This is a genomic window from Bacillus sp. UNC322MFChir4.1, from assembly GCF_000746135.1.
Classification (GTDB): Bacteria; Bacillota; Bacilli; order Bacillales; family Bacillaceae_G; genus Bacillus_A.
This window is the reverse complement of record NZ_JQKQ01000055.1, coordinates 1-11,218: the sequence shown is the minus strand read 5'-3', so window position 1 is coordinate 11,218 and position 11,218 is coordinate 1. Positions and strand designations below refer to the sequence as shown.

At 37.8% G+C, this 11,218-nt stretch carries 15 protein-coding genes and 1 rRNA gene; 2 read left to right on the top strand and 14 right to left on the bottom strand.

Annotation, left to right across the window (positions count from 1 at the left end; genetic code table 11):
* Positions 1-200: ribosomal RNA gene (locus tag BR72_RS16670) — 16S ribosomal RNA — on the bottom strand; the annotation flags it as partial.
* Between the two features lie 220 nt (positions 201-420).
* Positions 421-639 carry a hypothetical protein gene (locus BR72_RS16665; protein WP_035434691.1) on the bottom strand — a complete coding sequence of 73 codons (219 nt, stop codon included), beginning with the start codon at positions 637-639 and terminating at the stop codon, positions 421-423.
* 136 nt (positions 640-775) lie between these two features.
* Between BR72_RS16665 and pdaB the strand changes: the two genes are divergently transcribed.
* Complete coding sequence (gene pdaB / locus BR72_RS16660) at positions 776-1,540, top strand: polysaccharide deacetylase family sporulation protein PdaB (protein ID WP_035434690.1); 765 nt, start codon at positions 776-778, stop codon at positions 1,538-1,540.
* Positions 1,541-1,584: 44 nt separating this feature from the next.
* Here pdaB and BR72_RS16655 read toward each other — a convergent pair whose 3' ends face one another.
* Positions 1,585-2,187, bottom strand: coding sequence for a KinB-signaling pathway activation protein (locus BR72_RS16655; RefSeq protein ID WP_035434689.1), 603 nt, complete (start codon positions 2,185-2,187; stop codon positions 1,585-1,587).
* A 135-nt stretch (positions 2,188-2,322) separates the two neighbouring features.
* Here BR72_RS16655 and gerD point away from each other — a divergent pair, with 135 nt between their 5' ends.
* Positions 2,323-2,925 (top strand): spore germination lipoprotein GerD, encoded by a 603-nt coding sequence (gene gerD / locus BR72_RS16650; RefSeq protein ID WP_035434688.1) that lies wholly within the window; start codon positions 2,323-2,325, stop codon positions 2,923-2,925.
* 21 nt (positions 2,926-2,946) lie between these two features.
* Here the strand turns inward: gerD and BR72_RS16645 are convergent, their stop codons facing one another.
* From BR72_RS16645 to BR72_RS16595, 11 genes are all read right to left on the bottom strand, one after another.
* Positions 2,947-4,008, bottom strand: a complete 1,062-nt coding sequence (locus tag BR72_RS16645) for an Mrp/NBP35 family ATP-binding protein (RefSeq protein ID WP_035434687.1) — start codon at positions 4,006-4,008, stop codon at positions 2,947-2,949.
* A 129-nt stretch (positions 4,009-4,137) separates the two neighbouring features.
* A complete protein-coding gene (gene cwlD, locus BR72_RS16640; RefSeq protein ID WP_035434685.1) occupies positions 4,138-4,851 on the bottom strand; it encodes an N-acetylmuramoyl-L-alanine amidase CwlD in 714 nt (237 codons plus the stop codon).
* Between the two features lie 66 nt (positions 4,852-4,917).
* Positions 4,918-5,346 carry a DUF2521 family protein gene (locus BR72_RS16635; RefSeq protein WP_035434684.1) on the bottom strand — a complete coding sequence of 143 codons (429 nt, stop codon included), beginning with the start codon at positions 5,344-5,346 and terminating at the stop codon, positions 4,918-4,920.
* Between the two features lie 164 nt (positions 5,347-5,510).
* Positions 5,511-5,903 carry a 30S ribosomal protein S9 gene (gene rpsI / locus BR72_RS16630; RefSeq protein ID WP_035434683.1) on the bottom strand — a complete coding sequence of 131 codons (393 nt, stop codon included), beginning with the start codon at positions 5,901-5,903 and terminating at the stop codon, positions 5,511-5,513.
* A 21-nt stretch (positions 5,904-5,924) separates the two neighbouring features.
* Entirely contained in the window at positions 5,925-6,362 is a 438-nt protein-coding gene (rplM, locus tag BR72_RS16625) for a 50S ribosomal protein L13 (protein ID WP_035434682.1), read from the bottom strand.
* A 155-nt stretch (positions 6,363-6,517) separates the two neighbouring features.
* The gene (gene truA / locus BR72_RS16620; protein ID WP_035434681.1) at positions 6,518-7,261 is read right to left on the bottom strand and encodes a tRNA pseudouridine(38-40) synthase TruA; all 744 of its coding nucleotides are present in this window, start codon (positions 7,259-7,261) and stop codon (positions 6,518-6,520) included.
* A 16-nt stretch (positions 7,262-7,277) separates the two neighbouring features.
* Positions 7,278-8,072: an energy-coupling factor transporter transmembrane component T family protein gene (locus BR72_RS16615; protein ID WP_035434680.1), complete on the bottom strand. Its 795-nt coding sequence runs from the start codon at positions 8,070-8,072 to the stop codon at positions 7,278-7,280.
* Positions 8,060-8,941 (bottom strand): energy-coupling factor ABC transporter ATP-binding protein, encoded by an 882-nt coding sequence (locus BR72_RS16610; RefSeq protein WP_035434678.1) that lies wholly within the window; start codon positions 8,939-8,941, stop codon positions 8,060-8,062. The genes BR72_RS16615 and BR72_RS16610 overlap by 13 nt, the downstream gene beginning before the upstream one ends.
* On the bottom strand, positions 8,917-9,759 hold the full coding sequence (locus BR72_RS16605; RefSeq protein WP_035434676.1) for an energy-coupling factor ABC transporter ATP-binding protein: 843 nt from the start codon (positions 9,757-9,759) through the stop codon (positions 8,917-8,919). The genes BR72_RS16610 and BR72_RS16605 overlap by 25 nt, the downstream gene beginning before the upstream one ends.
* A 231-nt stretch (positions 9,760-9,990) precedes the next feature.
* Positions 9,991-10,353 (bottom strand): 50S ribosomal protein L17, encoded by a 363-nt coding sequence (rplQ, locus tag BR72_RS16600; RefSeq protein ID WP_020063215.1) that lies wholly within the window; start codon positions 10,351-10,353, stop codon positions 9,991-9,993.
* A 35-nt stretch (positions 10,354-10,388) separates the two neighbouring features.
* Positions 10,389-11,218 (bottom strand): DNA-directed RNA polymerase subunit alpha (locus tag BR72_RS16595; RefSeq protein ID WP_035434675.1); only part of this gene is annotated, 830 nt, incomplete at its 5' end.

Sequence of the window (11,218 nt, the reverse complement as noted above, 5' to 3'; positions counted from 1 at the left end):
CACCATGCGGTGCAAAATGTTATCCGGTATTAGCCCCGGTTTCCCGGAGTTATCCCAGTCTTATAGGCAGGTTACCCACGTGTTACTCACCCGTCCGCCGCTAACTTCTTAAGAGCAAGCTCTTAATTGGTTCGCTCGACTTGCATGTATTAGGCACGCCGCCAGCGTTCATCCTGAGCCAGGATCAAACTCTCCAATAAAGTGTTTGTCTAGCATCATAAATAAAAATTGACGTTTCACGTTGTTTGTTTCGTTCAGTTTTCAAAGAACTCATCCGCCGCTCAATGGCGACTTCCTTATGTTAACATCTTCACTTTTCTATGTCAACAATGTTTTTTATTTCTTTTTTCCGCTTGATGAATTCGTTCATCAGCGACGAATATTAATTTATCATATGTAGAACTACACCGTCAATACCTTTTAATAAAAAATTCTTTTTCTTATATATCTTGTACAATCTTCAGGTGGAGCTATTTTTGTAAATAAAATAAACAACAATTTATATCGCTCTTCCATCGTCTTTTTTACAACTTGATGAATTCGTTTATCTGCAAAGTCAAATAATAATTCGTCCAATTCTCTTTTTAATACATATTCTAGTTCCTTTTGTTCTTGATCCGTAATCAGCAATCCAATCATTCCGTCACCTCAGCTGTTTCTTATCTACATATCGTTCAGTATATCCCTTTCATACGATATTAATCGTTTAGTTCTCTTTTCTCCTTTTTCTGCATATAAGTAACTGAAAAGGATTGGACAAAGGGGCGGAGAAACGATGTTTTTCTTCTTTATAACGAGTAAACATAAGTTTAAACAAATTAGTCTTATTATTCTGCTTTCCCTATTTACGGCATGGCTGCTTTTTGTAAAAACATATTCTTATCAATCAGCTTTTTCAACAAATACTGGTCCGAAAGCAATTTATAAAGGAGACACGACAAAAAAACAAGTTTCTTTAACATTCGATATTAGTTGGGGAGATGAGAAAGCATTACCTATACTAGATACATTGAAAGAAAAAAAAATTAAAAACGCCACCTTCTTCCTTTCTGCCGCATGGGCAGAACGTCACCCTGATATTGTAGAACGTATTATAAAAGACGGGCACGAAATTGGGAGTATGGGATACAATTATAAAGACTATACATCTTTAGAAGCTAACGAAATTCGAAGAGATCTCCTAAAGGCACAGGACATATTTACAAAACTTCAAGTAAAACAAGTTCAACTCCTACGTCCTCCTAACGGTAGCTTTAATAAAACAGTATTAAAAATCGCTGAATCTATTGGATATACGGTTGTGCACTGGAGCAACAATTCAAATGATTGGAAAAACCCCGGAGTCAATAAAATCGTTACAACCGTTTCTGAAAACTTGCACGAAGGAGATATTATTTTACTTCATGCTTCTGATTCAGCACTACAAACAAATCAAGCATTACCGATGCTGCTTCAAAAATTAAAAACAGACGGATTTGAAAACGTCTCTGTATCCCAGCTCATCTCAAATACGAAAGCCAAAAGTAGGGACATAGATTAAATTTCCCTCCTTATTCACTAAGAAAGCTGATTCCAATATAGGAATCAGCTTTTTTGCCCTACTAGACGATGCAATATCAAAACCTGATATGCGTTGCAAATGAGCAATGGAACAACCATTAAATATAACCAACTCGTATCATTGATACGCAATGCCGGAACCCATTCAATAATCGTTACAACAATCATAAAGAATAACGCCGGAACAAACGCCTTCTTGTTCGTCTCCTTACTCTTTATGTAAGCAACAATGATTCCGAACAAAAAGAGAGTCGCAGCGACAAAAATATTTGTCCCTAGTGATTCATTCCCATTTGCAATGAATACAGAGCGAAAATAGACAAAATCGAATAATACAAACGCAATTAAGAACATTTGTACCGCATTCCAAAGAGCGGGCGAACGAAACATCCCCAGCCCAAATCGATGAACTGTTAAATATGCAAAGAACCCCATCTGACTGATTACACTAAAAATAAGACCGACTCCAAGCAACCAAAAAGAAACCATTAAGATTTCCTTTCCGTCGAAATTTTGAAAAAATTTATTATACTTGTCCCATTCTAAAACAAAACCAATAAAGATTGTACTGCTTCCCCCAAGAAATAAAGTCGTCATAAAGAGTCGTACCCAATTTCGGCTATTCACAGACACATCCCCCATTATATATATTTCTAATTAAATTGTAACAATGTCAATTTTAAAAAGCTAGCCATCAATATGTATAAATTCTTCTAAGAGATTTATATTAAAAAGAGAAACACGTGAAAGGAGCCCCGGCTGATGAAACGGATTCTACTCATTTCGGTCTCTTTCATCCTTTTTATCGGAATCGTTGCATGCGCACAGGAAAAAGAAGCGAAATCCCAATTAGATTATGATCAAACGAAAAAAATGATTATTGATATTTTAAAAACGGATCAAGGGAAAAAAGCAATCCAAGATGTACTAACCGATGAAAAAATGAAACAAGCTCTTATTTTAGATGAATCTGTAGTAAAGAAAACGATTGAAGATACTATGATATCAGAGAAAGGACAGCAGTTTTGGGAAAAGGCATTTAAAGACCCTGAGTTTGCCGCTAAATTTGCAAAAAGCATCGAGAAAGAACAAACAAATTTAATGAAAACTTTATTAAAAGATCCTGAGTATCAAGCTGGTGTTATAGAAGTCATGAAAAATCCAGAAGTCGGAAAAATCATGATGCAAACAATGAAAAGCAAAGAGTATCGTCAATACTTACAGCAAGTCATAACTGAAACTGCCGAAAGTCCATTATTTCAAACCAAAATGATCGACATTATTAGTAAAGGCGTTGAAAAGGCACAAAAAGGTGGCGGGGAACAGAAAAAGGAAGGCGGATCAGAAGAAGGCAAGAAAGAATAAAAATAACCCTCGTACTGAGGGTTATTTTTGTTCAATTGCCGCTCTTTCAATTACTTGCTGAGCGATTTGTTTATAGATTACTCCATTTTTATGATCTTCATCATATACAGATGGAGCAAATTCTTCTGTATTCCAATCTGGTTGCTGAAGCGGAATTTGACCAAGTACTTCTGTCTGCAGTTCTGTTGCTAATTTTTCTCCTCCGCCTTTTCCAAACACATATTCCTTTTCACCAGTTACTTTACTTTCGAAATAAGACATATTTTCTACAACACCAATAATCTCATGCTCTGTACGAAGTGCCATTGCACCAGCTCTAGCCGCTACAAAAGCTGCTGTTGGATGCGGTGTTGTTACAATAATTTCTTTACATGCCGGAAGCATTGAATGTAAATCTAATGCTACGTCACCTGTACCTGGAGGTAAGTCTAACACTAAGTAGTCTAAATCTCCCCACTCTACTTCTGTGAAGAAATGATTTAACATTTTGCCAAGCATAGGACCTCTCCAAATAACAGGCGCATTATCTTCTACGAAAAATCCCATAGAAATAACTTTCACACCAAGGCGCTCTACCGGAATGATTTTATCACCACGTACAATAGGACGTTTTTCAATTCCCATCATATCCGGTACACTAAATCCGTATATATCAGCATCAACAATCCCAACCTTTTTCCCTAAACGGGCAAGAGAAATCGCTAGGTTTACAGAAACCGTTGATTTTCCAACACCGCCCTTTCCACTCGCTACTGCCAAGAAAGTTGTCTTCGAATGCGGTGATAATAAAGATTCACTCTGCTCTTCTTGCGGAGCAAATTGTAATCGTTCCTCTTCAGTAAATTCTGCAAAGCGTAAACCTACTGTTGCTGCCCCTAATTCTTTCACTACTTTTACAATTGTTGCTTGCAATTGCATTTGCTCCGCTGTTCCTGTTTTCACAATTGCAACTTTAACGCTAACATGTTCTTTTTCTGGCTTTACTGTAACTTCTTTAATACCGTTTGTTTCTTTTAATGTTTTATTTAGAAACGGATCTATAATTCCTTCAAGTGCTCCCATTACTTGTTCTTTCGTTACCATAATCTGTCCCGCCCCCTGGATAAAATTAAGTTCTTACGAGCATGTAATTGCCGTTAAAACAAAATAAATGCGTTTTCATTGTAAGTATAGCATATTTTCGGAAAACTCCGTTACAAAGAAGAACCCTCCTTAATTGGGAGGGTTTCCTTTTTCGGTGAAATATCGCAAGACCCCGCGATATATTGCAGCAGCAACTTTTTGCTGATATTTCTCGGAGTTTAATAAGTATCTTTCATTTACATTTGATAAAAATCCAGCTTCAACTAATGCACCTGGTGTTTTCGCATACTTTAATAAGTAAACATGCGAAATTGTTTTCGCTGAACGGTTCGTATTCTCAAGACTTGTTCGTAATTCAGCTTGAATAAATTTTGCGGCTCGTTCGTTTTCTACTAAAGAACGATAATAAAATGTTTGGGCTCCTTTTGAGTTCCCACTTGGGAGAGCATTCAAATGCACACTAACAAAAAAATCAACATCAGGCTTATTAATAATCTCTACGCGTCTTTTTAAATCCTCTGCTTTACGGCGACTATATCCCTTCGTGCTTTTGTCAGCCAAATCATAATCCCCATTGCGCGTTAAAATAACAAGTGCTCCTTGTTCCTGCAAGTAGTCTCGTACCTTTTTGGTAATTTCTAGTGTGATGTCTTTTTCAACAATGTCATCCCCGCCAACCGCACCTCCATCCGGACCACCATGACCAGCATCTAATACAATAATTTTTCCAGACAAAGGCAAATTCCATGCTCTCCATGACTTTGTAATTTGAAATTCCTGCTTTACTAAAAAAAAGAGTACTACCGCCGCTAACATAAAAGAAATAATCCGAATTCTTTTCATACCTTCCCCCCTTCAGCTAGTCCCTCTACTTACTTATATGGGACAAGAGGAAAGTTTATGATTTTCTTAATGCAGCTTCATACGATATCTTTTCTCACCCTTCTCATATCCTTGTTGCCACCAAGCGCTTATAAAGTGCGAGCACGATTGATATAGCTGCTCATCTTCACTTTCTTCTAAAGTATGCAAAGGCACACTCGTCAAAAAATGAAACAGCATTTCCGTTAATTGAATTTCTTCATGAGATGATCTGTTTTTTACATCTAAAAACGATTCTCCATAATATCCAAACTTACTATACCTAGCTCCTAATAAATAAGACTCAATGCCCAGTTCTATACAATAATCTTCATAATGACGATGAAATGTATCCATACAAAAGCTATCACGGATATTTTCTCTAAGTGTTTGTAATGATAATTCACGCAATATTTTACGTTCATACTTCAGTTGCTTTTCTCTTTGTTTTTCTTTCAGACTTACAATAACATTCATAGTACTTAAAACCTCCCTATGTACGTATTAGTCTAAACTTCTCAGTAGGAAGCATACACAAGAAGGGGGCACTAAAATATTCCAAACAAGGGGATGCTAACAGAAGCTATTGAAGAACATAAAAAAACCCCAGCCAAAAGGCTGGGGTTTGAAGTTCGCAAAAATTAACGTTTTGAGAACTGAGGTGCACGACGAGCACCTTTAAGACCGTATTTTTTACGCTCTTTCATACGTGCGTCACGAGTTAATAGACCTGCACGTTTTAATGTTAAACGGTATTCTGGGTCAGCTTTTAATAAAGCGCGAGAAATACCGTGACGGATAGCACCAGCTTGACCAGTGTATCCACCGCCATGTACGTTTACAAGAACATCGTAGTTACCTAAAGTTTCTGTTGCAACTAGAGGTTGTTTCACTACTTCACGTAATGCAGCAAATGGGATATAGTTTTCAAATTCACGACCGTTAATGATAACGCGTCCTTCGCCTGGAACTAGGCGTACGCGTGCTACTGAACTCTTACGACGTCCAGTACCATTGTATTGTACCTGTGCCAAAGTAAGCCCTCCTTTAATTAATTATCCGCGAAGTTCGTAAACTTCTGGTTTTTGTGCTTGATGTGGATGCTCAGATCCAGCATACACATTTAATTTTTTAGACATTTGACGTCCTAAACGTCCTTTTGGAAGCATGCCTTTAATAGCAAGCTCTAACATTTGTACAGGGTAGTTTGTACGCATTTCTAGAGCTGTTCTTTGCTTAAGTCCACCTGGGTGGTTAGTGTGACGGTAGTAAATTTTATCGTTTAATTTATTACCTGTTAAGTGAATTTTCTCAGCGTTAATAATAATTACATGATCACCCGTGTCAACGTGTGGTGTAAATGTTGGTTTGTTTTTACCACGTAAAATGGATGCTACTTCACTAGAAAGACGACCTAAAGTTTGACCTTCAGCATCAATCACATACCATTTACGCTCAACTTCGTTAGCTTTTGCCATAAAAGTCGTACGCATTTGTTTCCCTCCTACTCGTTATCTTTTCCATAGAAAAAATCTATTGTTTATCTTAAACACGATTTCCTTCCGGGGCTAATCGTGGTTTTAGAAACAATACCATATGTTATGATATACTTTTGAGTTTCTAATGTCAAGCGAATGTTACACCAGGATTAGTTGTTATAGTTTACCTCCCATAAATAAAGGCCTTGCCCCGGTACCATCTTCCCAGCAAAACGGCGGTCTTGTTTTTGTAAAATGTCTGAAATGCTTTCAGGAGCAATTTTTCCTTGACCGACGCTAAGCAGCGTACCGACAATAATTCGAACCATGTTATATAAAAAACCATTTCCGACAAAGCGAAAGACTAACTCATCGCCCTGTTCTATTAAATCTATTTCATAAATTGTTCGCACTTTATCTTTTTTGTCAGTTTTTGCCGAACAAAATGAAGTAAAATCATGTGTTCCAATAAAATAATGGATTGCTTTTCGGATCGATTCTATATTTAGCGCATATGGATACTGATATACGTAATTTCTACGGAATACATCAGCTTTTTTAGATAATAATACCCGATAACGATATTCTTTTTTTACAACGCCGTATCTTGCGTGAAAGTCTAACGTTTTTTGCTCAGCCTGCTCCACAACAATATCATCTGGCAGCATTGTATTTAAAGCTGCCATCCACTGCTCTCCCGTTAATGATAGCGGTGTATCAAAATGAATCACTTGGCCTTTGGCATGAACATTGGAATCTGTTCTTCCTGACGCTTGTACACGAACAGCTTCCCCTTTATGCACTTTTTGCAGTGCTTTCTCTACTTCTTGTTGAACAGTACGTTGATTGGGTTGAATTTGATATCCACAAAAGTTAATTCCATCATACGAAACTGTGCATTTTATTCTTTTCATACTCATACTCTCTCCATTACGATCGAACTAAAATTAAAATACATGTTAAACCAAATAGGCTTAAAAGCGTTAATGTATCGATCCATTTCCATTCTAATTGCCGGAATTTCGTACGGTATCCGTTGCTTTGATAACCTCGTGCTTCCATTGCAATTGCTAAGTCTTCTGCACGTTTAAATGCACTAATAAATAGTGGTACAAGTAACGAGATAATTGCTTTCAACCTGTCTTTCATTGGACCGCCTGCAAAGTCTATACCTCGAGAAGCTTGTGCTTTCATAATTTTACTTGTTTCATCCATTAAAGTAGGAATAAAACGCAAGGAAATAGACATCATAAGTGCAATTTCGTGGACAGGAACTTTTATGCGTTTTAAAGGATGCAGCAATGTCTCCATGCCATCGGTAATTTCAATTGGTGTTGTCGTTAATGTTAATAGGGTCGTCATTAAAATAATGACTAAAAAACGAATAGAAATATAAATCCCCTGCTCAAGCCCTTTCTCATATATCGAAAACCATCCAAGTTGAACGAGTACAGCGCCTTCTTTTGTTGTAAAAACGTGCAGAAAGAACGTGAATAAAAATAGCCATAAAATAGGTTTTAACCCAGAAAGAATATAACGAATCGGCACTTTTGCAAAAAACAAAGCAATGAGTGCATACAAAAATAGCAAGCCGTATGAAATTGCATTATTTGCTAAAAATACAACAAATACATATAAAAAGACCATTAACAGTTTTGTACGAGGATCCAGTCTATGAATAGCAGATTCTCCTGGAATATATCTTCCAATAATTAACTGCTGCATGATGAATCCCCACCTTTTCTAAACAGTTGTATGACTTCATCTGCTAAATCTTCTAAAGACAAGGTGGCTTTTGGTATAGAAATTCCTAATTTCTCTTCAATTTCTCGCTTATACTTTAGCGACATTGGAAGAGATACACCAATTTGCTCAAGCTCATCTGCATGCGTAAAGACTTCCTCTGATGTTCCTTGCAAAAAGACCGTTCCTTTATGCATCACAACAATGTTGTCTGCATATTTTGCAGCATCCTCCATATTATGTGTCACAAGAATCACCGTAAGATTTTTTTGCTTGTGAAGATGATAGAACATCTCCATAAGCTCATGTTGGCCCTTAGGATCAAGCCCTGCTGTTGGTTCATCTAATACTAATACTTCAGGCTCCATCGCGAGTACACCAGCTATCGCAACACGTCTCATTTGTCCACCGCTTAACTCAAACGGAGAGCGTTCTAATAGCTCCTCTGATAGCCCAACTAACCCAATGGCATCTTTTGCCTTTTGTTTTGCTTCTTCTTCAGATACACCAAAGTTTAAAGGTCCAAAGCAAATATCTTTCTCTACTGTTTCTTCAAATAATTGATGTTCTGGAAATTGAAAAACAACTCCTACCTTTTTTCGAAGAGGTTTTAACTTTTTCGCTTTCTTTTGCGATGAAATTTTGTATTCCCCAATTTGAACAGTACCACTCGTTGGTTGCAATAAGCCATTTAAATGCTGAATCATCGTTGACTTACCCGATCCTGTATGACCGATTATGGCATAATAGCCACCGCTAGAAAGCGAAATATCTATATCGTAAAGGGCTCGCTTTTCAAATGGGGTCTTATATTGATAACGATGCTCTACTTTTTGGAATGTAATCTCCAAAGTTCGCTCACCAAACTTTCCATTGTAAGATGCATTGATTGTAAAGGAATATTATTGCTTTTCAATAATTCTGCCATTTTTATTGAAAATGGTACGTCTAAACCGATGTCTTGCAACATTTTCGGTGATTGAAAAATGTGTTCAGGTGTTCCCTCTTCTAGTAATTCTCCACGATTTAAAATAATAATACGATCGGACTGCGCCGCTTCTTCTAAGTCGTGAGTAATCGAAAGAACTGTAATTCCCTTCGTGCGAACAAGATCTCTTACCGTTTCTACCACTTCTTTACGACCTTGGGGGTCAAGCATAGATGTTGCCTCGTCTAATACTAAAATAGACGGCTGGAGTGCTAGTACGCCGGCAATTGCAACGCGCTGCTTTTGCCCACCCGATAAATAATGAGGTTCTTCATTTTGAAACTCTTCCATTCGCACGAGCTCCAAAGCATGTTTCATACGTTCTACCATTAGTTCCCTGGGCATTCCGGCATTCTCAAGCCCAAAGACAACATCATCTTGTACAGTTGTTCCGACAAATTGATTGTCTGGGTTTTGAAACACCATTCCGATTTGTTTTCGAATATCCCATACAGTTTCTTCTGATAAAACAAGTGATTCATTTACAGTAATTGTTCCTGTTGATGGTAAAAACAAACCATTTAATAACTTTGCAAGCGTTGATTTTCCTGACCCATTTTGCCCAATAATAGATACCCATTCTCCTTCATATAAAGAGAATGAAACGTCACGCAGGGCGTAAGAAGCAGCTTGAGGATATTGAAATGATATGTTCTCAGCACGAAGCTTCTCTTTTTTCACTTGTGGACACCCTCTTCCATTATTCAGCCAAATAACGTGAAACTTCCATCCAGGGGAGACGAAAAGCTCACCAATCTTGCACATGCCAGCAGTTTCTCTCACTTCTCTCTGAATCTTGAAATAAGAGTCTTACAGCCTGCAAATAGCAAGATAAACGCTTTCTTCTATACTTAAAAAAAAAGGGCCATGACCAGTTACTTAAAAAGTACTGTCCTGCCCTTTTGCTTGTCATTATACTAACTCGATAATTACCATTGGTGCAGCGTCACCGCGACGTGGACCAATTTTTGCAATACGAGTGTATCCGCCTTGACGCTCAGCGTAGCGTGGAGCTACATCAGCGAATAATTTTTGTAATGCATCTTGACCAGTCTCAGCATTAGCAACTTCATTACGAATGTAAGCAGCTGCTTGACGACGAGCATGAAGATCTCCGCGTTTACCTAAAGTGATCATTTTTTCCACTACAGAACGAAGTTCTTTTGCACGAGTTTCTGTCGTTTGAATGCGCTCGTTGATAATTAAATCAGTAGCTAAGTCACGTAACATAGCTTTACGTTGCGCACTTGTACGGCCTAATTTTCTGTATGCCATTCGTAGTTCCCTCCTTCGTTGATGAATTTAAATCCTCAGTCGTCTTTACGTAAGCCTAAACCTAATTCTTCAAGCTTATGCTTAACTTCTTCTAAAGATTTACGTCCTAAGTTACGAACTTTCATCATATCCTCTTCAGTTTTATTCGCAAGCTCTTGTACAGTGTTAATACCTGCACGTTTTAGGCAATTATAAGAACGAACAGAAAGATCAAGTTCTTCAATTGTCATTTCTAGAACTTTTTCTTTTTGATCTTCTTCCTTTTCGACCATAATCTCAGCATTTTGCGCTTCGTCAGTTAAACCAACAAAGATGTTTAAATGCTCTGTTAAGATTTTGGCACCTAAAGAGATAGCTTCTTTTGGCCCGATGCTTCCATCCGTCCATACATCAAGCGTAAGCTTATCATAATTTGCCACTTGTCCAACACGTGTCTTTTCCACTTGGTAAGTCACACGTGATACTGGAGTATAAATAGAATCAATAGGAATTACACCTATTGGTTGATCCTCGCTCTTATTTGCATCAGCCGGTGTATACCCACGGCCACGCTTTGCAGTTAAACGCACGCGGAAATGCGCATCCTTTGCTAACGTTGCAATGTATAAATCTGGATTTAAGATTTCAACATCACTATCGTGAGTAATATCAGCAGCTGTGACAATACCTTCGCCCTGTACATCGATTTCGAGAGTCTTCTCTTCTTCAGAGTAGATTTTGAGAGCTAACTTTTTCAAGTTTAAGATGATCGTTGTAACGTCTTCTACTACACCCTCAACTGTCGAAAATTCGTGTAATACGCCATCGATTTGGATGGCAGTAACAGCAGCACCAGGGAGTGAGGATAAAAGGATACGACGTAAGG

Excerpts from the sequence above, each read along its gene's own strand:
- BR72_RS16615 (WP_035434680.1), bottom strand. The coding sequence starts at position 8,072 with ATGCAGCAGTTAATTATTGGAAGATATATTCCAGGAGAATCTGCTATT.
- BR72_RS16645 (WP_035434687.1), bottom strand. The coding sequence starts at position 4,008 with ATGGTAACGAAAGAACAAGTAATGGGAGCACTTGAAGGAATTATAGAT.
- rplQ (WP_020063215.1), bottom strand. The coding sequence starts at position 10,353 with ATGGCATACAGAAAATTAGGCCGTACAAGTGCGCAACGTAAAGCTATG.
- pdaB (WP_035434690.1), top strand. The coding sequence starts at position 776 with ATGTTTTTCTTCTTTATAACGAGTAAACATAAGTTTAAACAAATTAGT.
- truA (WP_035434681.1), bottom strand. The coding sequence starts at position 7,261 with ATGAAAAGAATAAAATGCACAGTTTCGTATGATGGAATTAACTTTTGT.
- rplM (WP_035434682.1), bottom strand. The coding sequence starts at position 6,362 with ATGCGTACGACTTTTATGGCAAAAGCTAACGAAGTTGAGCGTAAATGG.
- BR72_RS16665 (WP_035434691.1), bottom strand. The coding sequence starts at position 639 with ATGATTGGATTGCTGATTACGGATCAAGAACAAAAGGAACTAGAATAT.
- gerD (WP_035434688.1), top strand. The coding sequence starts at position 2,323 with ATGAAACGGATTCTACTCATTTCGGTCTCTTTCATCCTTTTTATCGGA.
- BR72_RS16635 (WP_035434684.1), bottom strand. The coding sequence starts at position 5,346 with ATGAATGTTATTGTAAGTCTGAAAGAAAAACAAAGAGAAAAGCAACTG.
- cwlD (WP_035434685.1), bottom strand. The coding sequence starts at position 4,851 with ATGAAAAGAATTCGGATTATTTCTTTTATGTTAGCGGCGGTAGTACTC.